At 63.0% G+C, this 23,061-nt stretch carries 24 protein-coding genes; 14 read left to right on the top strand and 10 right to left on the bottom strand.

All coding sequences use genetic code 11. From position 1 onward, the window contains the following. Window positions 1–11 precede the first annotated feature (11 nt). Window positions 12–887, top strand: a complete 876-nt coding sequence (gene tsf / locus BLT75_RS00880; protein ID WP_093026821.1) for a translation elongation factor Ts — start codon at window positions 12–14, stop codon at window positions 885–887. A gap of 481 nt (window positions 888–1,368) precedes the next feature. On the opposite strand, the gene BLT75_RS00875 is transcribed toward tsf, so the two are convergent. The 4 genes from BLT75_RS00875 to BLT75_RS00860 all read right to left on the bottom strand — a co-directional run bounded on the left by BLT75_RS00875 (window position 1,369) and on the right by BLT75_RS00860 (window position 3,996). Then, window positions 1,369–2,124, bottom strand: coding sequence for an autoinducer binding domain-containing protein (locus tag BLT75_RS00875; protein ID WP_093026820.1), 756 nt, complete (start codon window positions 2,122–2,124; stop codon window positions 1,369–1,371). Next, entirely contained in the window at window positions 2,121–2,570 is a 450-nt protein-coding gene (gene aroQ / locus BLT75_RS00870; protein WP_093027298.1) for a type II 3-dehydroquinate dehydratase, read from the bottom strand. The genes BLT75_RS00875 and aroQ overlap by 4 nt, the downstream gene beginning before the upstream one ends. A gap of 100 nt (window positions 2,571–2,670) precedes the next feature. After that, the gene (locus tag BLT75_RS00865; protein WP_093026819.1) at window positions 2,671–3,159 is read right to left on the bottom strand and encodes a MaoC family dehydratase; all 489 of its coding nucleotides are present in this window, start codon (window positions 3,157–3,159) and stop codon (window positions 2,671–2,673) included. 12 nt (window positions 3,160–3,171) lie between these two features. Then, window positions 3,172–3,996 carry an enoyl-CoA hydratase-related protein gene (locus BLT75_RS00860; protein WP_093026818.1) on the bottom strand — a complete coding sequence of 275 codons (825 nt, stop codon included), beginning with the start codon at window positions 3,994–3,996 and terminating at the stop codon, window positions 3,172–3,174. 56 nt (window positions 3,997–4,052) lie between these two features. Between BLT75_RS00860 and BLT75_RS00855 the strand changes: the two genes are divergently transcribed. Next, window positions 4,053–4,709, top strand: a complete 657-nt coding sequence (locus BLT75_RS00855; RefSeq protein WP_093027296.1) for a histidine phosphatase family protein — start codon at window positions 4,053–4,055, stop codon at window positions 4,707–4,709. Window positions 4,710–4,714: 5 nt separating this feature from the next. On the opposite strand, the gene BLT75_RS00850 is transcribed toward BLT75_RS00855, so the two are convergent. Continuing rightward, on the bottom strand, window positions 4,715–5,710 hold the full coding sequence (locus BLT75_RS00850; RefSeq protein WP_093026817.1) for an NADPH:quinone oxidoreductase family protein: 996 nt from the start codon (window positions 5,708–5,710) through the stop codon (window positions 4,715–4,717). A 139-nt stretch (window positions 5,711–5,849) separates the two neighbouring features. Here BLT75_RS00850 and BLT75_RS00845 point away from each other — a divergent pair, with 139 nt between their 5' ends. From BLT75_RS00845 to BLT75_RS00810, 8 genes are read left to right on the top strand one after another with little or no spacing between them, the layout of a single operon-like run. Then, entirely contained in the window at window positions 5,850–7,007 is a 1,158-nt protein-coding gene (locus BLT75_RS00845) for an acyl-CoA dehydrogenase family protein (protein ID WP_093026816.1), read from the top strand. Window positions 7,008–7,012: 5 nt separating this feature from the next. Then, on the top strand, window positions 7,013–8,128 hold the full coding sequence (locus BLT75_RS00840) for an acyl-CoA dehydrogenase family protein (protein WP_176827796.1): 1,116 nt from the start codon (window positions 7,013–7,015) through the stop codon (window positions 8,126–8,128). 9 nt (window positions 8,129–8,137) lie between these two features. Then, the gene (locus BLT75_RS00835; protein ID WP_093026815.1) at window positions 8,138–8,956 is read left to right on the top strand and encodes an SDR family NAD(P)-dependent oxidoreductase; all 819 of its coding nucleotides are present in this window, start codon (window positions 8,138–8,140) and stop codon (window positions 8,954–8,956) included. A 9-nt stretch (window positions 8,957–8,965) separates the two neighbouring features. Next, window positions 8,966–9,895 carry an SDR family NAD(P)-dependent oxidoreductase gene (locus BLT75_RS00830; protein WP_093026814.1) on the top strand — a complete coding sequence of 310 codons (930 nt, stop codon included), beginning with the start codon at window positions 8,966–8,968 and terminating at the stop codon, window positions 9,893–9,895. 12 nt (window positions 9,896–9,907) lie between these two features. Then, on the top strand, window positions 9,908–10,909 hold the full coding sequence (locus BLT75_RS00825; protein ID WP_093027292.1) for an NAD(P)H-dependent flavin oxidoreductase: 1,002 nt from the start codon (window positions 9,908–9,910) through the stop codon (window positions 10,907–10,909). A 3-nt stretch (window positions 10,910–10,912) separates the two neighbouring features. Next, window positions 10,913–11,563, top strand: coding sequence for a histidine phosphatase family protein (locus BLT75_RS00820; protein ID WP_093026813.1), 651 nt, complete (start codon window positions 10,913–10,915; stop codon window positions 11,561–11,563). A gap of 10 nt (window positions 11,564–11,573) precedes the next feature. Further along, window positions 11,574–12,602, top strand: coding sequence for a phosphotransferase family protein (locus tag BLT75_RS00815; RefSeq protein ID WP_093026812.1), 1,029 nt, complete (start codon window positions 11,574–11,576; stop codon window positions 12,600–12,602). Continuing rightward, window positions 12,602–13,393: an IclR family transcriptional regulator gene (locus BLT75_RS00810; protein WP_093026811.1), complete on the top strand. Its 792-nt coding sequence runs from the start codon at window positions 12,602–12,604 to the stop codon at window positions 13,391–13,393. Before BLT75_RS00815 ends, BLT75_RS00810 begins: the two co-directional genes overlap by 1 nt. On the opposite strand, the gene BLT75_RS00805 is transcribed toward BLT75_RS00810, so the two are convergent. Genes BLT75_RS00805 through BLT75_RS00795 form a run of 3 tightly spaced genes read right to left on the bottom strand, consistent with a single transcriptional unit; the run spans window position 13,390 to window position 15,328 of the window. Continuing rightward, window positions 13,390–13,992, bottom strand: a complete 603-nt coding sequence (locus BLT75_RS00805; RefSeq protein WP_093026810.1) for a 2-hydroxychromene-2-carboxylate isomerase — start codon at window positions 13,990–13,992, stop codon at window positions 13,390–13,392. The genes BLT75_RS00810 and BLT75_RS00805 overlap by 4 nt on opposite strands. Beyond that, window positions 13,992–14,726, bottom strand: coding sequence for an SDR family NAD(P)-dependent oxidoreductase (locus BLT75_RS00800; RefSeq protein ID WP_093026809.1), 735 nt, complete (start codon window positions 14,724–14,726; stop codon window positions 13,992–13,994). The genes BLT75_RS00805 and BLT75_RS00800 overlap by 1 nt, the downstream gene beginning before the upstream one ends. Beyond that, window positions 14,723–15,328: a glutathione S-transferase family protein gene (locus BLT75_RS00795; protein ID WP_093026808.1), complete on the bottom strand. Its 606-nt coding sequence runs from the start codon at window positions 15,326–15,328 to the stop codon at window positions 14,723–14,725. Before BLT75_RS00795 ends, BLT75_RS00800 begins: the two co-directional genes overlap by 4 nt. Window positions 15,329–15,494: 166 nt before the next feature. Here BLT75_RS00795 and BLT75_RS00790 point away from each other — a divergent pair, with 166 nt between their 5' ends. The 4 genes from BLT75_RS00790 to BLT75_RS00775 all read left to right on the top strand — a co-directional run bounded on the left by BLT75_RS00790 (window position 15,495) and on the right by BLT75_RS00775 (window position 20,381). After that, window positions 15,495–16,235 (top strand): enoyl-CoA hydratase/isomerase family protein, encoded by a 741-nt coding sequence (locus BLT75_RS00790; protein WP_093026807.1) that lies wholly within the window; start codon window positions 15,495–15,497, stop codon window positions 16,233–16,235. Between the two features lie 73 nt (window positions 16,236–16,308). After that, window positions 16,309–17,547 (top strand): serine hydrolase domain-containing protein, encoded by a 1,239-nt coding sequence (locus BLT75_RS00785; protein ID WP_425441105.1) that lies wholly within the window; start codon window positions 16,309–16,311, stop codon window positions 17,545–17,547. Then, window positions 17,547–19,502, top strand: coding sequence for an acetoacetate--CoA ligase (locus BLT75_RS00780; protein WP_093026805.1), 1,956 nt, complete (start codon window positions 17,547–17,549; stop codon window positions 19,500–19,502). Before BLT75_RS00785 ends, BLT75_RS00780 begins: the two co-directional genes overlap by 1 nt. Before the next feature lie 15 nt (window positions 19,503–19,517). Beyond that, window positions 19,518–20,381, top strand: coding sequence for an acyl-CoA thioesterase (locus BLT75_RS00775; protein ID WP_093027290.1), 864 nt, complete (start codon window positions 19,518–19,520; stop codon window positions 20,379–20,381). Here the strand turns inward: BLT75_RS00775 and BLT75_RS00770 are convergent. Both BLT75_RS00770 and BLT75_RS00765 read right to left on the bottom strand, forming a co-directional pair. Continuing rightward, window positions 20,378–21,148, bottom strand: a complete 771-nt coding sequence (locus tag BLT75_RS00770; protein WP_093026804.1) for an SDR family oxidoreductase — start codon at window positions 21,146–21,148, stop codon at window positions 20,378–20,380. The two genes, BLT75_RS00775 and BLT75_RS00770, sit on opposite strands and share 4 nt — an antisense overlap. A gap of 132 nt (window positions 21,149–21,280) precedes the next feature. Continuing rightward, on the bottom strand, window positions 21,281–23,032 hold the full coding sequence (locus tag BLT75_RS00765; protein WP_093026803.1) for a SulP family inorganic anion transporter: 1,752 nt from the start codon (window positions 23,030–23,032) through the stop codon (window positions 21,281–21,283). Window positions 23,033–23,061 lie beyond the last annotated feature (29 nt).

The following is a 23,061-nucleotide window of genomic DNA, read 5'->3' as shown; positions in this document are numbered from 1 at the left end:
GGAGAGCCAAGATGGCAATCACAGCAGCACTCGTGAAAGAACTGCGCGACAGCACCGGCGCAGGCATGATGGACGCCAAGAAGGCGCTGACCGAAACCAATGGCGACATGGAAGCCGCCATCGACTGGCTGCGTACCAAGGGTCTGGCCAAGGCTGCAAAGAAATCGGGCCGCACCGCTGCCGAGGGCCTGGTCGCCGTCGTCGTGGACGGTGGCAAGGGCGTGGCCGTAGAGGTGAACGCCGAGACCGACTTCGTCGCGAAGAACGCCGAATTCCAGGACATGGTTTCCAGGATCGCGGGCGCCGCGTTGAACGTCTCCGATATCGACGCCCTGAACGCGGCTGACCTGGGCGGCAAGACCGTTGCAGAAACCTTGACCGACAAGATCGCCAAGATCGGCGAGAACATGACCCTGCGCCGGATGGCCAGCATCGAAGGCGACAACGTGGTGACATATGTGCACAACGCAGCCGCCACCGGCATGGGCAAGATCGGTGTTCTGGTCGCCATGAAGGGCGGCGACGAGGCTCTGGGCAAGCAGGTCGCGATGCATATCGCCGCCGTGAATCCGGCTGCGCTGAGCGAAGCCGACATGGACCCCGCAGTGGTCGAAAAGGAAAAGCAGATCCAGATGGACATCGCGCGCGAATCCGGCAAGCCGGAAGCGGTGATCGAAAAGATGATCGAAGGCCGGATGAAGAAATTCGTCGCCGAGTCGACCCTTCTGAGCCAGCAGTTCGTGGTCAACCCCGATCTGACCGTCGGGGCCGCCGCTGCCCAGGCCGGCGCTGAAATCACCGGTTTCGTGCGCCTGGAAGTCGGCGAAGGCATCGTGGTCGAAAAAGAAGACTTCGCTGCCGAAGTCGCAAAGGCAGCGCAGGGCTGATCAGAGGGGCGGCCGAACCCGGCCGGCCCGACCAAGACAGGTTGCGAACCGGCCGCGCACTGGCGTGGCCGGTTTCTTTCTGTTCGCTCCCGGTCATGAAAAAGGCGAAACCGAAGGATCGGTTTCGCCTAAATGGGTAGAGGGACCCCGCTTGATGGGGATGGATGGGGTCCCTCATGTTCTCCGGCGGTGTGTGCCGATCAATAGGCACCCGCCGCCGAACAGGTCAGAGAGCCTCGGCAATAACGAGGATCATTTCCCGATGTCCCTAGGCCAAAGCCACCACTCACGGAACAAGATCATTCTGACCAAGGTGATCCGAGTCCGAAAGTCGGGGATTCCGTACCTAAGGTAAACCTGGCCGAGCTGCTGGTGCAGACCATTTGAAATCGTTGGAGGACTCGTTTCGCAATGCAGGAGAAATCCTGCAACAGCAGGATTAGGTCTACGATGTCCCGGATCTGTTGTTCCCTGTTTGCAATCAGGCTTCCATGATGAATATCTGGTTGTGCAGGGCCGCCTTCAGTACGGCCTGAGCCGTGGTTTCGACCGAAAGCGCCTCGCGCGCGAGGCGCAGGTGTTTTTCCACAGTGGCAGTCGTGAGCCCCATCAGGATCGCGATGTCCTGAGTCGTCTTGCCGTCACCCACCCATTGCAGCGCTTCGCGCTGCCTGCGTGTCAGCGCTCGGTTCGGGGCGACATAAGGCAGGGTCAGGATCTTGAGATGGGCGACGTTGTTCATCAGCAGGATGTCGCGCCCGTGTTTTTCCCAGACCTCGTCGACCTCGTTCTGAGTCATCCCCTTGCGGGCACAAAGAGAGATCGCGCCCTTGGTGCGTGCGGAGATCGAAGTGAAGCTGACCGTATAGCCGGCCGTGACGCCATGCGAGGCGTTGAAGTCATAGACGCGATGTTCCTGCGGGGTCATCGTTTCGCTGGTCAGCATGTCGGCAATCATTTTCCAGCTGCCGGCGCCCTCGTGCTCCAGGGCCCAATGCAGCATCGGGGCGTGAAAGTAGAGGCCGGAATGCAGGAATCCGTCGATGTAGGACTTGTCGTGATTGGTCAGGATCACGAAATCCTCGGGGTCGCCCAGCGATGTCGCGGTGCGATAGCTGGTGTAGCCATAGAGAAGCCGGTCGAACCCGAAATACGCCATCTGCTTGGCATGGGCATCCCAGAGTTCTTCCAGCGTCTTGACGTAACTCAGGAATTCCAGATAGCTGCGCAGCCTCATTCTGCCGCCTCTTTGGCGAAGTGGGCTTTCAGTGCATCCAGCGCCAGAATGTAGCCCTGGGCGCCGAAACCGCAGATCTGGCCAAGGGCGACGGGCGCAATATAGGATTTGTGGCGAAAGGCCTCGCGTGCATGGATGTTCGACAGATGCACTTCGACCACCGGCAGTTCGACCGAGGCGATGGCGTCCATCAGGGCGATCGACGTATGCGTATAGGCCCCGGCGTTCAGGATGATCCCCTGTTCGTGACCTTTGGCTGCGTGAATCCGGTCTATCAGCGCGCCTTCGTGGTTGGACTGGAAACAGGACACATCCAGGCCAAGGGCATGGCCATGTGCAATGCACATCTCCTCGACCATGGCGAGGGTGTTGGACCCATAGACCTCTGGCTGTCGTGTTCCCAACAAATTCAGGTTCGGGCCATTCAGGACCAGAATATTACTCATGACAAATTCATCCCCATTCACGAGTCACTTAAACGGGAATAAGCGATACTGTCCACATTGCAGTCACCCAAACCAGTAAAAGGCGTGCTGTCGTGAAGGGCTAGTTCGTCGCACCCCGGGAATCCGGAAAGATACTGAGGCCAAGCCACTCGGCCACCAGCGCAGGTGTAACCTGGCCTTCGATTTCGACAGTGAGATGATGTTCGCGCAATAATTCCGTGGATGAGCGCTGGCGGACGTCCTTCAACGTGAAGCGCCCGCGCAGACGAGACCCGGCCCGCACCGGCGCGAGGAACCGCAACCTGTTGAACCCATAGTTGATGCCCATGACCTGGCCCGGTTGCGCGGGAAGGACATCATAGACGAAGCGGCTGGCCAGCGACAGGGTCAGGAAACCATGCGCAATTGCGCCGCCGAACGGGGTCTCGGCGGCGGCACGCTCCGGATCGACGTGAATCCATTGGTCGTCGTGGGTGACATCGGCAAACCGGTCGATCATCTGCTGGTCGACTGTTATCCAGTTCGAAACCCCGATTTCGGTGCCGATCTTTTCCCGTTCTGCGGCGAGTGCTGCGGCAAGTGATGACATCTGTGCTCCCTCTTATCGTCCCTTGAATTCCGGTTTCCGCTTTTCCAGGAAGGCGCGCGCGCCTTCGATGTGATCGGCGCTCAACAGGGTGCGGATCATCCTGTCCGCTTCCATCTCCATGGAGGTGCGCAGATCGGCCGTGCGCGCGCGGTTGTGATTTTCTTTCATGTAGCGCAGGGCCATCGGCGCAAAGCTGGCGATTTCCCTGGCCAGCTTCAAGGCTTCATGCTCCAGATCGGTATCCGCAACGACCCGGTTCGCAAGGCCAAGTGCCAGAGCCTCGGCGGCGACGATACGGCGGTTGGTGAAATAGATCTCCTTGGCGCGGGAAGGCCCTGCCAGTTGGCTCAAGAGCCAACTACCGCCAAAATCGCCCGACAGCCCGATGGCGCCAAAGGCGGGCAGCAGGAAACCGCTTTCGGCGCAGACACGCAGGTCACAGGCAAGCGCCAGCGACATTCCGGCGCCCGCCGCTGCGCCGGGCAGGGCGGCGATCGTGGGCTTGCCGAGGTTATAGAGCCGGAGTGCCACCACCTCTTGCGCGTGGCGCAGTCGGCGGATCATGGCATCGGTATCGGGTTCACCGTCTCCGGCAAGCGCACCGCCCATGCTGGTGATGTCACCGCCCGCGCAGAAGGCACCGCCCGCACCGGTGAGGACGAGAACCCGCACATCGGAATCAAGCTCCATCGTCAGCAAAAGGTCGGCCAGGGCTTCGGTCATGTCGCCGGACATCGCGTTGCGCTTTTCAGGGTTGTTCAACGTGATCGTGGCAACATGATCGGTCACCGAACAGAGCACCAGCGGGCTTTTGGTTTCGACCGCGCGACTTGTCATTGCATCTCCTTTCCGGCTTGGGTCAGGATACGCGCAAATTGCAGATCGAGGCGCGCATGTCCCGAGAATACCGTCAACATGTCTTTACGCCGCCCAAAGGAGCGGCCGATCTCTTGCTGATCCGCCACGGCGAAAGCCTGGCCGCCCGTCCGGGCGTGGCCTTTCCCACCCGCGACGGCCACGGCGATCCGGCGCTTCACCCCACTGGCGAGGCGCAGGCCCGCGCCGTGGGCGAGCGGCTGAAATCTGAACCCCTGGCCGCGATCTATGTCACCACCTTGCAGCGCACCCATCAGACAGCCGCGCCGCTGGCGGCGCATCTGGGGTTGAAGCCAATCGTGGAACCCGACTTGCGCGAGGTGTTCCTGGGTGATTGGGACACCGGCGAATACCGCATTCGCGCCGCAAACCGCGACCCCGCCTTTCTGCTGGCGCAGGACAGGCAGGAATGGGGCGAAATCCCCGGAGCCGAAACCACGGCGCAACTGCATGCGCGGGTGCGGTCGGGGCTTTTTCGCATTGCTGGGCGTCATCCGGACCAGCGCGTCGCCGTATTCGTGCATGGTGGTGTCATCGGCGCGGCGCTGGCCATGGCCTGCGGAGCCCAGCCCTTTGCCTTCAACGGGGCGCAAAACGGCTCTGTCAGCCGTCTTGTCGTTCATGGAGAGCGGATGATGATTCTGGGATTCAACGACACAGCGCATCTGGCCTGACCCGATCAGCCCATCGTGATGACGACCTTGCCCAGAACCTTGCGGTCCTGCATCATCTCCAGCGCCTCGGCCGCCTGTTCCAGCGGGAAACGCGCGCTGATGCGCGGCTTGATCCGTCCTTCGCCATAAAGGCGGAACAGATCGGCCATGTTCGCCGCATGGCCTTGGGGTTCGCGAAACACCGAAGCGCCCCAGAAAACGCCAAGGATCTGGCAGCCCTTGAGCAGGGTCAGGTTCAGCGGGATGCTGGGAATTCCGGCCGGGAAACCCACCACCAGGTAACGCCCCTTCCACGCCATCGCGCGCAGGGCGGGTTCGGCATAGGCGCCGCCCACCGCATCATAGACCACGTCGACCCCGTCGCCGCCCGCCAGTTTCTTGATTTCCGCCGACAGCGCCTTTTGCGCGTCCCGGTCCAGTTCGCGCGGGTAGACCAGCGTTTCATCGGCACCGATCTGGCGGCAGAAATCGGCCTTTTCCTGCGAAGACACGGCCGCAATGACCCGCGCGCCGGCCGCCTTGCCCAATTCGATGGCCGCCGCGCCGACGCCGCCGGCCGCACCGAGGATCAGCAGCGTCTCGCCCGGCTGCAAAGCGGCGCGATCCTTGAGCGCATGATGGGAAGTGCCGTAGGTAAAGACGAAACAGGCCGCATCCTCATAGGGCATCGCATCGGGGATCTTCACCGCCGTTCCGGCCTTGATCGTCAGATGGGTGGCAAAGCCACCATGGCCGGTCAGTGCGAGCACCCGGTCGCCCGGCGCATAACCGCTGACACCTTCGCCTACCGCCAGAACCTCTCCCGCGATCTCGCCGCCGGGAGCAAAGGGACGGGGCGGCTTCATCTGGTACAAGTCGCGGATCATCAGCGTATCGGGAAAGTTCACGCCCGCCGCATGCACCCGCAGCAGCAACTCTCCCTTGCCGGGAACCGGGTCCGGCAGTTCGGTCAGTTGCAGTGTTTCGGGGCCGCCCACGGCGGTGCTCAGCATGGCTTTCATATCGGTCGTTCTCCCTGTTGCGGTCGCGTGCGTACCGCGATTTGACGTCAAGTCTTTGGCCCGCCCCCTTGGTTGTCAACCGGATATCGAAATGCAATTCTGCTCTGCAAAACCGTAATCGGATACATGGGGAGGAGACATGCCCGAAGAGGACAAGGCGCTGGCCGCCTTCCGCGACGAGCTGCGCAGCTGGCTGGAGGCGAATTGCCCCGCGGATATGCGCGATGGCCGCAATGACGAGGCTAGCATCTGTTGGGGCGGAAAGAACTGGACCTTTGCGTCAGAAGCTCAGCGTACCTGGCTGCAACGTTGCGTCAGCAAAGGGTACACGGTGCCGACCTGGCCCATCGAATATGGCGGCGCGGGGCTGAGCCGGGATCAGGAGAAGGTGTTCCACCAGGAAATGCGCCGCCTGAACGCGCGCTACCCGCTGCAAAGTTTCGGCATCTGGATGCTGGGACCGGCGCTTTTGCATTTTGGCACACATGAGCAGAAACTGCATTACCTGCCGCCCATCGCGCGTGGCGAAATCCGCTGGTGTCAGGGCTATTCCGAGCCGGGGGCCGGCTCCGATCTGGCAAATGTGCAAAGCCGGGCCGAGGACAAGGGCGATCACTGGCTGGTTAACGGGCAGAAGATCTGGACCTCTTACGCCGATCAGGCCGACTGGATCTTTGCGCTGCTGCGCACCGACCGCGAGGCGCCCAAGCACAAGGGGATCTCGTTCATCCTGCTCGACATGACCAGCCCCGGCGTGACGACACGACCGATCAAGTTGATCTCAGGCGCGTCGCCATTTTGCGAAACCTTCTTTGACAATGTCGAAGTGCCCCGCGAACAGGTGGTGGGTGAGGTCAATCGCGGCTGGGATGTGGCCAAGTACCTGCTGACGCATGAGCGCGAGATGATCTCGGCCGCAGGCGGTACCATGGGCTCGGGCCGGGCTTTGGGGGCGGTGCTGGCCGAAAGCGGCAGCACCGACACCATCCTGCGCGCCGATGCGATGCGGGCCGAGGTCGACGGGCTGGCGGTGGCGCTGACGCTGGAGCGCTACAAGGATCAGGCCGAGGCCGGGCAGGGTGCGGGCGATGCCTCGGCCATGCTGAAATACATGGGCACCGAGCTGAACAAGCGGCGGCTGGAGCTGGTGATGGCGGCGGGCGGGTCCGACGCGCTGGTCTGGGAGGACGGGCGCGCGCCCAATTGGCTGAGGACCAAGGCCAATTCGATCGAAGGCGGCACGTCCGAGGTGATGTTGTCGATCATTTCGAAACGCGTTCTTGGACTTCCGGGGTAAGGCAGATGGCAAAACTGGTACGAAGCGAAGAAGAGGTCATGCTGGCCGACGCCGCCCGCGGGTTCCTGGATCAGGCGGCGCCGGTTGCGCATCTGCGCGGGCTGCGCGATGCGGGCCAGACACAGGACCGGGCGCTTTGGTCCGAGATGGCGGCGATGGGCTGGGCCGGGGTACTTGTGCCCGAGGATGCAGGTGGCAGCGACATGGGCCACGCCGCGGCCTGTGCGCTGGCGGGCGAGATGGGCAGGACGCTGGTCACCTCGCCCTTTCTTTCCACAGCGGTGATTGCGGCCACCGCGCTGCGGCAGGTTTCCGACGCGCGCGCGGCTCAGTCGCTGGCGCGGATTGCGCGTGGTGAGGTGACTTATGCGCTGGCCATAGACGAGGGGGCCAAGTTCGACCCCGAAGCGACGCAGATGCAGGCGCGCGCCGAGGGCAACGGGTTTCGCCTGACCGGCGAAAAACGCTTCGTCGTGGACGGGGCCAATGCCGATCGCCTGCTGGTGTTGGCGCGAACTGACGGGGGGTTAACCCTGTTCGAGATCCCCGCCGACCGCGACGGGATCACCCGCGAGGCACAGGCCATGATCGACAGCCGCGATGCGGCGCGCATCACACTGGCCGACGTGATCGCCACGGGCGAGGATGTGCTGGGCCAGGTCGACGACGCCATGACCGTGCTGGCGCCCGCGCTGCGGGCAGGTCAGGCGGCGCTTGCCGCCGAAATGGCGGGGCTGGCGGCCGGAGCATTCGGCATGACCGTCGAATATCTCAAGGAACGCAAGCAGTTCGGCGTACCGATCGGCGCCTTTCAGGCGCTTCAGCATCGGGCGGCGCATCTGTGGTGCGAATGCGAGGTGACCGCCTCGGCCGTCCTGAACGCGGGCCGGATGCTGGACGAGGATCCCGCGAATGCCGCCATGGCCGTTTCGCTGGCCAAGGCACGCGCCACCGATACCGCGCAGCGTGCGGTGCAAGAGGGCGTGCAGATGCATGGCGGTATCGGCATGACCGATGCCTTTGACATGGGCTTCTACATGAAACGCGCCCGGGTCGCGGCCGAATGGCTGGGCGACTATGGCTACCACGCAAACATCGTCGCGCAAGCGCGGGGATTTTAAGGATTTATCATGACACCTGAGACATTGTTTTCTCTCCATGGCAAGACCGCGCTAGTCACCGGCGGCGCTACAGGTATCGGGCGCATGGCAGCCGAGGCGTTGGTGCGCGCGGGCGCGCGCGTGCTGATTGCCTCGCGCAAGGGCGATGCCTGTGAGGCGGTCGCCGCCGAACTGAATGCGCTGGACACCCTAGGCAGCGCCGAGGGCTTTGCCGGCGACGTGGGCAGCAAGGAAGGCATCGACGCCCTGGTGGCCGAGGTAAAGAACCGCACAGAAACCCTTGATATCCTGATGAACAATTCCGGCGTGACCTGGGGCGCGCCGCTGGGGCAGTTCCCGCACGAGGCCTGGGAAAAGGTCATGTCCGTCAATGTGGCAGGAGTTTTCGATCTGACCCAGAAACTCCTTCCCATGCTGATGGAAAGCGGCTCGGTCGACGACCCGGCGCGGGTGGTCAACGTGGGCTCGGTCATGGGCGAGATCCCGATGGGCGACGGCGCCTACAGCTATTCGGCCTCCAAGGCGGCGGTGATCCATCTGACCAAGATCCTGGCCAAGGAGCTCTCGGCCCATGCCATCACCGTGAACGCGCTGGCACCCGGACCATTCGTGTCGCGCATGACGGCCTTTGCCACCGCCGACGAGGAAAAGCGCGCCCGGGTCGGCGGCGATGTCCCGTTGAGACGCGTTGGCCGGGAGGAGGATATTGCCGGCTGCATGCTGTTTCTGTGCGGGCGCGGCGGGTCTTATGTCACCGGTGCGGTGATCCCGGTTTCCGGTGGCATCAACGTGATGTCGGGCCGCAATATCTTTGAAAAGGCATTGTAAGAGGCGGGCATGAACATTCGGTTTGATGGACGGGTGGCGATCGTCACCGGCGCGGGTGCTGGTCTGGGGCGCGCCCATGCACTGGGTTTGGCCGAGCGCGGTGCACGGGTTGTGATCAACGATCTGGGCGCGTCGACAGATGGCACCGGCGCCTCTTCGGAGGCGGCGCAGGCGGTGGTCGAAGAGATCCGCGCCATGGGCGGCGAGGCCATTGCGCATGGCGCCGATGTGGCGGACGACGCGCAGGTGGCCGACATGGTCGCGAAGACCATGGCCGAATGGGGCCGTGTCGATATCGTGGTCAACAACGCGGGCATCCTGCGCGACAAGAGCTTTGCCAAGATGACGATGGCCGACTTCCGCAAGGTGATCGACGTGCATCTGATCGGCAGCGCCAACGTGACCCATGCCTGCTGGCCGATCATGCGCGAACAGGGCTATGGGCGGGTGGTCTTTACCTCTTCGGCCTCGGGGCTCTACGGCAATTTCGGGCAGGCCAATTACGGCGCGGCCAAGGCCGCCATGATGGGGCTGATGAATGTGCTGCATCTGGAAGGGGCGCGCGACAACATCCGCGTCAACTGTCTGGCGCCCACCGCCGCGACCCGGATGACCGAGGCGCTGATTCCCGAACAGGCGCTGGCGCTGCTTGCGCCCGAGACGATCACGCCGGGCCTGCTTTATCTGGTGAGCGAGGACGCGCCCTCGCGCGTGATCCTCTGTGCCGGAGCAGGCTGTTTTGCGCAGACCCGCATCTACGAGACCGAAGGCATCCTGTTGGAAGGGGGTGCAAACACTCCGGAAGAGGTCGCTGCGCATTTTGCATCCGTACAGGACGAAGCGGGCAAGCGGGAACTGGTGGATGCGTTCAGTCAGACGCGCAAATATGCCCGCAAGGCGGCTGAGGCGCGCGGCATCGACCTGCCTTGGGGGGAATGAGGGATGAAGGACATGACCTTGAAACGCGATGAAAGCCATCTGCCACTAGCCTTGCGGGGCCTGAGGATTCCGCTGATCGGTTCGCCACTTTTCATCATCTCTGTGCCCGACCTGGTGATCGCCCAATGCAAGGCGGGGATCATCGGCTCGTTTCCGGCGTTGAATGCGCGCGAGACCGAAGGCGAACCGCCGCTGTTGGAGGCTTGGCTCAAACGAATCACCGAGGAACTGGATCGCCACAATCAGGAAAACCCTGACAGCCCTGCGGCGCCTTTTGCCGTGAACCAGATCGTCCACCGCTCGAACGGGCGGCTGGAGCGTGACCTCGAAATATGCGCCCGCTGGAAAGTGCCGGTCTGGATCACCTCGCTGGGCGCGCGGGTCGAGGTGAACGAGGCCGCGCATAGCTGCGGCGGCGTGGTACTGCATGACGTGATCAACAACACCTTTGCCAGAAAGGCGATCGACAAAGGCGCCGACGGGCTGATCGCGGTCGCGGCAGGGGCGGGGGGCCATGCGGGCCAGCAATCGCCGTTCGCCCTGATCCGCGAAATCCGGGCATGGTTCGACGGGCCGCTCGCATTGTCGGGGGCTATCGCCTGTGGCGAGAGCCTGCTGGCCGCCCGCGCCATGGGGGCCGATTTCGGCTACATGGGCACGCCCTTCATCGCCACGCACGAAGCCAACGCGCAGCCCGAATACAAGCAGATGATCGTAGACGGCAGTGCCGAGGATATCGTCTATTCCTCGCTCTTTACCGGCGTGCATGGCAATTACCTGAAGAAATCGGTGGAACGCGCCGGGATGGACCCCGACAACCTGCCCTCGGCCGATGCCAGTTCGATGAACTTCAGCCAGGGGTCGTCCAAGCCCAAGGCGTGGAAAGAGATCTGGGGATCCGGTCAGGGGATCGGCGATGTGCACGAGATCGTGCCGGTGGCCGAGCTGGTGGCGCGGGTCGACCGCGAATACCGCGCGGCCGGCGCGCGGCTGGCCGCCGAGTTCTTGGGTTAGCACATGGGCGAACTGATTGTCATCCGCCACGCGCAGGCTTCGTTCGGCTCGGACGACTACGATCGGCTGAGCGATCTCGGGCACCAGCAGGCGGAACTTGTGGGTGCGGCGCTGCGCGATATGGGCTGGGTGCCGGACCGGCTGATCACGGGCACATTGGCGCGGCAGAAACAGACCCTGCGCGGCATGGGGTTTGACAAAGCACCCGAGGAACACGCGGGCTGGAACGAATACGATTTCCACGACCTGTTGCGGGTCAAATTCGGCGGCACCATTCCCGACCCGGTCCAGCACGACCGCAAGACCCACTTTCGCACGCTGCGGGATGTCCTGCGTGAATGGCAGGGCGGCGGTGTCGAGGGCGCGCGTGAAACATGGACCCAGTTCAGCGCCCGGATCGCTTCGGCGCGGCAGGCGGCGACGCGAGAGGGTGCCGAACGGGTGCTGGTGATCAGCTCTGGTGGGGCCATCGGCCAGTTGACCGCCAGCGCGCTTGGCGCAGCGCCCGAGCAGATGATCGCCCTTAACCTTCAGGTCAAGAACACCGCGATCAGCCGCTTCATCTTTACCCCGCGCGCGTTCTTCTTGCATGAATTCAACGCCACCCCGCATTTTGCACCGAAAGAACGTGCGCATCTGCTGAGCTACAGTTGAGGGACCGGACATGAGCGACGATACCCAGAGCCTTGACCTGACCGCTATCGATGCCTATCTGCGCGCCCATCTCGTGGGTTACGAGGGGCCGCTGGAAGCGAAGAAATTTGCCGTTGGCCAGTCCAACCCGACATTTCTGCTGAAAACCCCCGCCCGGAACTATGTGCTGCGGCGCAAACCACCGGGGGTACTGCTGAAATCCGCCCACGCGGTGGACCGCGAGTTCAGGGTGCAAAGCGCGCTGGCCGATACCGACGTGCCGGTGCCGCGCATGTACCTGTTGTGCGAGGATGACGCGGTGATCGGCTCGGCTTTTTACGTGATGGAGCATCTGAACGGGCGCAACTTCTCCGAACCGACGATGGAAGGTGAAACGAACGCCACCCGGACGGCGGTGATCGACGAGATGAACCGGGTATTGGCGGCGCTGCATTCGGTCGATATCGACGCGGTGGGCCTGTCCGACTACGGCCCGCCGGGCAATTACTTCGAACGTCAGCTCTCGCGCTGGACCAAGCAGTATCGTGCCTCGGAAACCGAGACCATCGCGGATATGGATGCGCTGATCGAGGCCTTGGGGCGCCAGATGCCAGCCGATGACGGCCAGCGCACGCTGGTACATGGCGACTACCGGATCGACAACATGATGTTCGAAAAGGGCGGCACCCGCTGTCTGGGCGTGCTCGATTGGGAGCTGTCGACCATCGGTCATCCCTATGCCGATCTGGCGGCCGTGATCATGCAATGGCAGATGCCGCCGGGCAAGGAAGGGCGCGGGCTTGCGGGTGTCGATCGCGCCGCGCTGGGGCTGCCCTCGGATGCCGCGTTCATCGCATCCTATTGTGCCAGGCGCGGGATTGCAGGGATCGAGGATTTCGGATTCTACCTTGCGTTCAACTTCTTCCGCATGGCCGCGATCATCCAGGGGGTCTACAAGCGCGCCCTTGATGGCAATGCCTCGAACCCCGAGCGGGCCATGCGGCTGGGCCAGTATGTCGCCGTGTTTGCGCAAAACGGCAGGAGGGCGCTGCAAGGGTGATGGATGACGTTGGCGGTGCCGAGGCCGAAGGCAAGGACCGAAATTTTGTCACCGCCCTGGCGCGGGGACTGGACGTGTTGCGCTGTTTCCGGCCGGGCGAGGTCCAGCTGACCAATACCGACCTGGCCGAACGCACCGGCCTGCCAAAGCCGACCGTGTCGCGCCTGACCCACACGCTGTGCCAACTGGGCTATCTGGTTCAGGACCGGCACAGCGGCAGTTACCGGCTGGGCGTCGGCGTCTTGCATCTGGGCATGGGCGTGCTGGCCGGTATGGATATCTGCGACCGCGCGGCCGATGTATTGCGCGGCCTGCGGTCAGGGACAAACCCCTACATCACCGCAGCGCTGGGAGAGGCGCACCGGGCCGAGGTGATCTATGTCGCCGTGTCGCGCTCGCGCGAGAATGTTTCGCTCAGCATGCATGTCGGATCGCGCCTGCCGCTGTTCCGCTCGGCCATCGGACGAGCGATACTGGCGGGCATGTCCAGGGCCGATCGCAGCACCGCGGTCCAGACTGTGGCGCGTGACTCGGGCACCGGCCTGGCGGCCCTGGAGGCCGAAGCGGAACAAGCGGTCGAGGAATTCCAGTTGCACGGTTATTGTACCGGCTACGGCGACTGGCGCGCAGATGTAAACGGCATTGCAGTTCCCGTTGTCTCTTTGGGCGGCAGCCGGGTACACGGGCTGAATGTCGGCGGACCCAGCTTTCATGTCACCCGCGAGGAACTGGAGGAAACCTATGCCCCTCTGCTGATCCAGGCGGGAAAGGCGCTGAGCCTGGCCCCTTAACCCGCCTGTTCCAATTCGTATTCCAGATCCGGCAGCGAGTCCTTGCCAAAGAACAGTTCGTCCCCCAACAGCATCGAAGGCGCGCCGAACACCCCGCGCTCTACCGCCACGGCCGTGGCGTCGACCAGCGCCTGCTTGGTTTCGGGCATGTCGACCGCTTCGAGCATACGCCGCACCGGCAAGCCCGCCTCGCGCAGGACCTCTTCGAACACATGGCGCTCGGACGGGTTCTGGCCGTGCACCCACATCGCGTTAAAAATGGCGTCAATATAGCTGTTTTCCCATTCTTTTCCGCGCGCGAACACGGCGCCGCGCATCGGCAGCAGCGTATTGACCGGGAAATGCGGGTTCATATGGAACACCAGCCCGTGACGGCGCACGAAACGTTGCAACTCGCGGGCCTGATAGGTCAGTTTGTGACGCACCCGCGAAAACGCTTCCATCGGGGACTGGTTGTTGGTGGCCTTGAAGATCCCGCCCAGCAATACGGGCGACGGACGCACCGCCGCGCCGTGCCGTGCGGCCAGGTCAGGCAATACCCGATGGACCAAATAGGCATTCGGACTTCCAAAATCGTAAACGAATTCAATCTCTTTCATTACCATCTTTCCCCAAACGGTCGCAGATCCATCTCGAAGCTCCAGGCATCCCGAGTCTGGTGGTGCAAAAGCCAATAGGCTTCGGCCACCGAATCCGGTGACATCAGCGTATCCGGCGGCAGTGTATCAGGATCGTGCCCGGCTTGCTGCATCCGTTCACGGACAAATGCCGTATCGACACCGGCGTCAATGACCAGGTGCGCGACATGGATGTTTTCGGGCCCCAACTCCTTTGCCAGGCTCTGGGCCATCGCCCGAAGACCCGCCTTGCCGGCTGCGAAGGCGGCAAAGCCGGAGTTGCCGCGCAACGACGCACTGGCACCGGTGAAGAATATGCTGCCACGGCCGCGCGGGACCATGTGACGTGCCGCCTCGCGTCCGGTCAGGAAGCCAGCGAAACAGGCCATTTCCCAGACCTTGCGGAACACGCGCGCCGTGGTTTCGCGGATCGGGAAACGGACGTTGCCGCCGACATTAAAGATCACCACCTCGATGGGACCGACCTCGTGTTCGACCCGCGCGAACAGGTCGATGACGCTGTCCTCGTCCCGTGCATCCATGGTGTAACCGTGCGCGGTGCCGCCCGCGGTCCGGATGTCGTCTATCAGCGGCGTCAGATTGTCGCCATTGCGCCGGCCCATGCAGACGGCAAACCCGCCCCGTGCAAAGCGGCGGGCGATGGCCGCGCCGATATAGTCTCCGGCGCCGACGATCAGCGTGACCGGCGCGGTCACAGGCTCATCGCCTTTTGTAGCGCGGGCCGCGCCAGCAACCTGTCGGCATAGGGCTGGAGGTTGGGTTTGTCGGAAAAATCTCCCCCCAACCGCGCGGAGGTGATCACGGCATGTCCGGTCATGATGTCGGCGCCCGAAAAATCGCCTGCCAGGTAATCGCGCCCCTGCAAGCGCTCGTCGACGGCGGCCAGCAACTGGTTGAGCAGTTTGACGGCTCGTTTCACATTCACCTCATTGCGCCGCTCGGGCGGCAACAACACGGTTTCGACAATGATGGTGTTTACGGGAGGCATCAGCATGCCTTCGCAGAAATGAAGCCATTGCAGGTAGTTGGGGAATTCTCTTGAGGTTGTCTCAGGGTGCAGACTGCCTTGGCCGTAACGCGCCAGGACATATTCGACAATTGCGCCGGACTCGAAGATCGTCACGTCGCCGTCGACCAGAACGGGCACCCGGCCCAGCGGGTGAACAAGCCGGTATTCGGGGCTGCGCATGGCGGGGTCGCCGAATGTGAACCTTTCAAGATCATAGCCCAGGCCAAGCTCTTCCAGAAGCCAGGCGATGCGAACGGCCCGGGTGTTCGGGGCAAAGTAAAGCTTCACGACTCCAATCCTCCTTAGGTTTCCGCAACGCTAGGGACCGGTCACGAAGGGTGTCAACATATCCCGTCGTGACGTTGCGCATCTTGCTGCCCGTGCAGCGGTTCCCACTCGACGCCGAGGCCGCAGGACGGCTAGGCTGCCTGCAAGTCAGGGAGGGGAGGACGTGATGAGTGATATCCAGTTGAACCGGCATGAAGGCGGCATTGCCGAACTTGTGCTGAACCGTGGACCTGTGAATGCCCTGAGCGCCCTGTTCCTGCTGGACTTTGCCGGCATCCTGGCGGAGTTGGCGGCAGATGACGATGTCAGGGCCATCGTGCTGTCCAGCTCTTTCAAGGTGTTCTCGGCCGGACTTGATCTGAAAGAGGCGCAAGGTTTCGACATTCCGGCGCAACACGCCATCGTGAAAGGGTTGAACGAAGGGTTCCTGGCGCTGTTCGCCTGCCCCAAGCCAACGGTCTGCGCCGTCAACGGAGCCGCGATCGCGGGCGGGCTGTTTTTTGTGCTGGGAAGCGACCTGAGGGTGGTCTCCTCAAAGGCGCGGCTAGGCCTGGCCGAGGTGCGGGTCGGGGCCAGTTTTCCTGTCGGCCCGATGGAGATCGCACGCGCCACACTGTCGCCCGACATGCTGCGCCGGTTGATGCTGACCGGGCAGCCCATCGACGCAGCAACCGCGCATGCCTCGGGTATTGCAGACGTTCTGGACGAGGACCCGCGCGCCCGCGCCCTGACCGAGGCGCGCGCGCTGGCGCAGATCCCGCCCGGGACCTATGCCATGATCAAGCGGCAGATCCGCGGTATGACAATCGCCTTGATCGAGGCCGGAATAGCCGCCGGCGGCAACACGCCGGAAGGCGGCTGGTTCAATGCCGAAACCCGGTCGGCAATGCAGGCGATGATCGGGTGATGCGTATTCCTACGTACTTTCCTCGGGCACGGGGGCGGGGGACACTCCGCTCCACGCGCAGCCGGAGGAGACCATGCAGATGACAAGCCCGATTTCACGCAAACTCGACATTTCGCGGCTGGACCGTATCGGCGACTGGATGCAGCGCTATGTCGATCAGCGCAAATATCCCGGCTGTTCCGTTCTGGTCAGCCAGGCGGGAGAAGAGGCATATTTCCACGCGACGGGTCTGCGCAGCACCGAAAACGGCCTGCCGTTCGAACGCGACACGATCGCACGCATCTATTCGATGACCAAGCCGATCACCTCGCTTGCAGTAATGATGCTGGCCGAGCGCGGGCTGTTTCATCTCGAGGCGCCGGTGTCGCAGTTCATCCCGTCCTTCTCCGACATGCAGGCGCTGGTGCCGGGGGGCGAGCGGATCGACCAGACCGAACCGGCGCCGGCGCCGACGCTGCACCAGTTGCTGACGCATACGGCCGGCCTCAGCTATCCGTTCAACCCCGGCGTCCTGGCCCGCGAGATGGACGAGCAGGATCTGCTGTTCAAACCCGACCAGGGGCGGCTGGCTGACATGTGCGACCGGGTGGCGGCACTGCCGCTGGCGTTTCAGCCCGGCACCCGATGGGAATATTCGGTCGCCATAGATATCCTGGGACGCGTGGTCGAAGTGGTCTCGGGCCGGACGCTGGCCGATTTTTTCGAACAAGAGATTTTTGCGCCGCTCGGGATGACGGAAACCGGTTTCACTGTCCCGTCCGGGGCAGGGGACAGGTTCGCCTCGCTCTATACACCGCTTTCCGGTGACGCCATGGCGCTGAACGCCGCCCGTGCCGGCGGAGAAACCCTGCGGCTGGTCGATCAGGCGGGGCGCTCGCCGTTCGAGAGCGCATCCATGTATTCAGGTGGCGGTGGGCTGGTCGGCACCATCGACGACTATCGTCGTTTCGCCGAAATGCTGCGCCGGGGGGGCGAGGTGGACGGGCAGCGCCTGATCGGGCCGGCAACGCTGGATTTCATGATGCGCAACCACCTGCCGGGTGATATCGCCGCGATGGGGCCGCAGAGCTTTGCCGAACAGCCGATGGAAGGCATGGGCTTTGGTCTGGGCGGCGCGGTCGTGCTGGACCCCGGCCGGGCCCGCACGCCCGGATCGGTGGGCGATTTCAGCTGGGGCGGCATGGCGTCCACCTTCTTCTGGCTCGACCGGGTGCATGACATAACGGTCGTCTTCTTTACACAGCTCGCGCCGTCGAGTTCCTATCCCTCGCGTTCGGAACTCAAGGCGCTGATCCACGGAGCCCTGATCTGATGTCCGAACCAAGACCCATTCTCTGGACCCCGTCTAAAGAACGCGCCGAGCAAAGCCGCATCGCTGCGTTCCAAAGGTGGCTGAAGGTGAAAAATGGTCTGGAATTCGAAGATTACAACGCGCTCTGGACCTGGAGCGTGAGCGACCTCGATGGCTTCTGGTCAGCGATCCGCGACTATTTCGACCTGCCGTTTTCCGGGGGAACAGGCGTTGTGCTGGCAGAACGGAAAATGCCCGGCGCCGTCTGGTTTCCGGGGGTTCAGACCAATTTTGCCAAGCAGGTGCTGCGCGCCGCTGAAAGCCGGCCTGACGACATTGCGCTGATCGTGCAATCGGAAACTTTCGGACGCAGCGAACTGACATGGGCTGAACTGGCCGGACGCGTCGCCAGTGTTGCAACCCATCTGCGGGCCGTCGGCGTGGGGCAGGGCGACCGGGTGGTCGCCATCCTGCCCAACACCGAAACCGCGACCATCGCCTTTCTTGCCTGCGCCAGCATCGGCGCGATCTGGTCTCTTTGCGCGCCCGACATGGGGCATGTGGCGATCCTCGACCGGTTCCGCCAGATCGAGCCCAAGGTGCTGATCGCGCAGGACGGTTACGTCCATGCCGGCAAGCTGGTCGATCGGCGCGCCGCGCTCGACACCATCCGCGCCGGGCTGGATACCCTCGAACACACCGTTCTGATCCCGGTCGCCGGCGGGCTGGATGGCGACATGATCGCGTGGTCCACCCTGACCGATACAAGGACGGAACCGGAATTCGCCGATCTGCCTTTCGACCACCCTTTGTGGATCGTCTATTCCTCGGGCACCACGGGCAATCCCAAACCGATCGTGCACGGGCACGGCGGCATCCTTCTGGAGGGCGCCAAACAGTCATTGCACCAGGACCTGCACGCGAGCGACCGGTTCTGCTGGCTGACCTCCTCAGGCTGGATCATGTGGAACGCCCAGTTCGTGGCATTGGGGCAGGGCGCGACCGTGGTCCTGTTCGACGGCGCCTCCAACCATCCAGACATGCTCGAGGTCTGGCGCTGCGTGGCGCGGGAACGGATCACAAATTTTGGCGTCGGCGCGGCCTTTGTAACCCTTTGTGTCAAGGCGGGACTCCGCCCGCGAGACGCGCTGGACCTGAGCGCGCTCAGGGCGCTTGGCACCACCGGCTCGCCACTGACGGCGGACGGCTATGAATGGGTCTATGATGCGATCGACCCGGATATCTGGCTGGCGCCGATTTCGGGCGGCACCGATCTGTGCGGTGCCTTCGTGGGCGGCAATCCGATGCTGCCAGTGCGCGCAGGCGAGATGCAATGCCGCTACCTCGGCAATGCGGTTCGCAGTTTTGACCCGGAAGGCAATGAAATCATTGGTGAAGTCGGCGAACTTGTCTGCACTGAACCATTGCCGTCGATGCCATTGTTCTTCTGGGGAGATACCGATGGCAGTCGCTTGCACGAGAGCTATTTCGACACTTATCCCGGCATCTGGCGGCATGGCGACTGGATCGAGATAACTCCCGAAGGCGGCTCCATCATCTATGGCCGGTCGGATGCCACCATCAACCGCAAGGGGCTGCGGCTGGGTTCGTCGGAAATCTACCGCGCGGTCGAAGCCTTGCCCGAGGTGTTCGACAGCCTTGTGGTCGATCTGGAGTTCCTGGGACGTGACAGCTTCATGCCGCTTTTTGTCGTCCCCGCGCCGGGGACGGACCTGGATGATGCGCTCAAGGACAAGATCAACATTGCAATCCGCGAAGCGATATCCCCGCGGTTCGTCCCGAATGAAATCATCGCCATCAAGGAAGTGCCCCGCACACTATCCGGAAAGAAGCTTGAAGTGCCCGTGAAAAAGCTGTTGTTGGGCGGCGATCCGGCCAAGGTGGTGAACCGCGATTCAATGGCGAACCCGAAAAGCTTTGACTTTTTCATCGCTTACGCGGAAATGCGAAAGTAAAGACACGAGATGCCCATGACCGATGCCGAACGCCAGTTGTTCGACCTGCTCGACATCGAACGCCTGGAAACCGATCTGTTTCGGGGCACCGGGTCGGGCGGCGAAACGCCAACACGCATCTATGGCGGGCAGGTGATCGCCCAGGCCCTGGCGGCGGCCTACCGGACGGTCGACGACCGGTTGTGTCATTCGCTGCATGCCTATTTCATTCGGCCTGGAGATCCGAGTATTCCTGTTATCTATCAAGTCGATAGGGCGCGGGATGGAGGGTCCTTCACCACCCGGCGCGTGGTCGCGATCCAGCATGGCCGGCAGATATTGAACCTGTCCGCCTCGTTTCATGCCGGGGACGACGGCTGGGATCATCAGCATCAGATGCCCGCAATCGAAGGTCCCGACGCGCATCCCTCGCGCCAATCCCTGCAAGAGCGGTTCATCGACCGTATTCCCGAAAAATACCACGCCGAATTCACCCGGCCGCGCCCCATCGAGATCCGGGAGGTCGAGCCGCGCGACATGTTCGAGCCTGTCCCGGCCGACGACCGTCACTACCTGTGGTTCCGGATGGGGGCCGCCGCCGGGGCCGATCCGGCCACCCAGCATCTGCTGTTGGCCTATGCCTCGGACATGGGGCTTCTGGGGTCCGGTCTGCGCCCGCACGGGCTCAGCTGGTACACACGTCAGGTGAACAGCGCCAGCCTAGACCATGCCATGTGGTTTCACGCGCCGATCCGGTTCGAAAACTGGCATCTCTACGTGATGGACAGCCCCTGGACCGGTGCGGGGCGCAGTTTCAACCGGGGCAAGATCTATGCCGAGGACGGCACGCTGGTCGCCAGCGTGGCGCAGGAAGGTTTGATGCGACAGCTAAAGGATTAGAGCTTGCCGCCAAATTGCCGGTTGAGCTTGCGCATGCCACCGATCCAGCGGTCATAATCCTGCGTTTTCAATCGCATATAATCCAGAACTTGCGGATGCGGCAGCACCAGAAAGCTTCGTGTGCGGATCGCCTCGACACAGGCCTCGGCCACGTCCGACGGTTCCAGCATGCCATCCAGTGCCGCCACCGACTCTTCATGCCCGCGCGTCATTTCCGACCGCACCGCTTGCGGGCACAGGACAGACACACCAATGCCTTGGTCGCCATAGGTCATCGCCAGCCATTCCGCCAATCCGACCGAGGCATGCTTTGTCACGCCATAGGGTGCCGCGCCGACCTGATTGAGCAGACCCGCCGCCGACGCGGTGTTGAGCAGATAGCCGCCGCCGCGCGCAATCATGCGCGGCACGACATGGCGCGCGGCCCAGACCTGCGACATCACGTTGATCTCCCAGATCCGCTGCCAATCCTCGTTCGGGGTATCGACGCCGCCAAGGGTCAGGATCCCGGCGTTGGAACAGAACAGGTCGATCGGGCCGGTCTCGCGTTCAACCGTGGCGATCATCCGGGAGATATCATCTTCCTTGCTGACGTCGCAGGCGATCGCCAGGCCGCCAATCGCATCGGCGACCTGGCGGGCACCATCAAGGTTCCGGTCGGCGCAGATGACGCATTTCGCGCCTTCGGCGGCAAACCGTTCGGCCAGACCGCGGCCAATACCGCTGGCGGCGCCGGTCACGACGACAATCCGGTCTTTCAACTCCATATCAAGTCCTTACGATGCGAATTGGATTGCAACGATCGTAAGGACTGGATCCTGCGCTGCCAATCCTTTGTCAGCAATTGACGTATCGGCAGAACTCAGTATTTCACCATAATACCGATTATGAGATTTTCATTAGGCAACGCACGCGTCCCTTGAACGCAACTGATCGAAAGCTTCGAATTGCGACAGGAAAACCTGCCCTGTCATCTCCTGCAGGAAATGACTACGTTTCAGCCTGTCCATCACCGGGCCTTTGACTTCGGACAGGTGCAACGTCACCCCGAGGTCGGCCAGCCGCTGATTGATTGCCTCGAGCGATTCCAGCGCGCTGAAATCGACCTCGTTTACCGCCGAGAACATCAGGATGACATGGCGGATCGTCTCGCGGTCGCGCAGAACCCGCTCGACGACCAGATCCTCCATGCGCCGGGCATTGGCGAAATACAGGCTTTCGTCGATCCGCAGCGTCAGGACCTGTGGATCCGTCACCACATTGTGACGCAGGATATTGCGGAAATGCTGGCTGCCTGGCACCTGCCCCACTTCGGCGACATGCGGGCGCGAGGTCTTCCAGACGAACAGCAAGAGCGAGATCACAACGCCGCTGGCGACACCGGTTTCAACACCGGCGGTCAGTGTCAGCGCGATGGTGGTGAACACGGCTGCGAAATCCGCCCGCGAATAGCTCCAGGCCCGTGTCAGGATCGACAGATCGACCAGCGACAGCACCGCGACGATGATGGTGGCCGCCAGCGTGGCCTTTGGCAGGAAATACAGCAGCGGTGTCAGGAACATCGCGGCGACCAGCAGTCCGACGGCGGTGAAGGCACCGGCGGCGGGCGTTTCGGCCCCGGCATCGAAGTTCACAACGGACCGGGCGAAACCACCGGTCACCGGGTATCCGCCGGAAAGGGCCGATGACATGTTGGCGGCACCAAGGGCGATCAATTCCTGGTTCGGTTCGATCCGCTGTTTCTTCTTGGCGGCCAGCGTCTGGGCCACGGACACGGATTCGACATATCCAATGACCGACAAGAGCAGCGCCGGACCAGCCAGCGCCGGGATCAGGGACCAGGCCTCCCACGGGACACCCAGAGGCGGCAAGCCTGTCGGAACCGTGCCAACCACCGCCACCCCCCAGGACTGCAAATCCAGTGCCCAGGTAACCAGGGTGGTGCCGATCACCGCAAAGATCGGCCCGATCCGCGCAAGCGTGGCCGCCAGGGGCCGGGACATCCCCAGATGCCGTTGCAAGGCGCCGGCCATCCCCTTGCGGACCCAGAACAGAAAGGCCAGTGCCGCAACACCGATAATCAGGGTCGCCGGGTTGGTCTCACCCAGATGGGCAAGAAGATCGGACAGAAGTCCCGGCAAGGTATGCCCATGCGCGGATATGCCCAGAATATGCTTCAGTTGGCTCGCGGCGATCAGCAGGCCCGAGGCGGTGATGAACCCGGCAATCACCGGATGGCTGAGAAAATTCGCCACCACCCCCAGCCGGAAAAACCCCATCGCCAGCAGCATCGCGCCGGACAAAAGCGCCAGCATCCCTGCCGCGGTCACGTATTCGCTGACGCTTTGCAGGCCCAGCGGCGCCAGGGCCGAGGCCGTCATCAGCGACACCACCGCGACCGGCCCGACCGCCAGCGCCCGGCTGGTGCCGAAAATGGCATAGGCCACCAGCGGCAGGATCGAAGCATAAAGCCCGACCTCGGCCGGAAGCCCCGCCAGCAAGGCATAGGCCAGCGATTGCGGGATCAGCATCACGGTCACGATCACCGCCGCGATCAGGTCACCGGTCAGTTCCACGCCGCCATAGCGGCGGCCCCAATCCAGGATGGGCAGGTACCGGGCCGTGCCGGCGATTGCGCGCTTGATATCCATGCTTGTCCCCTGCCCCCGGAATTCCGACG

This window comes from Ruegeria marina, assembly GCF_900101475.1.
GTDB classification, from domain to species: Bacteria; Pseudomonadota; Alphaproteobacteria; order Rhodobacterales; family Rhodobacteraceae; genus Ruegeria_B; species Ruegeria_B marina.
Note: the sequence above shows the minus strand (reverse complement) of the source record. Positions and strands in the feature narration are given on the sequence as shown.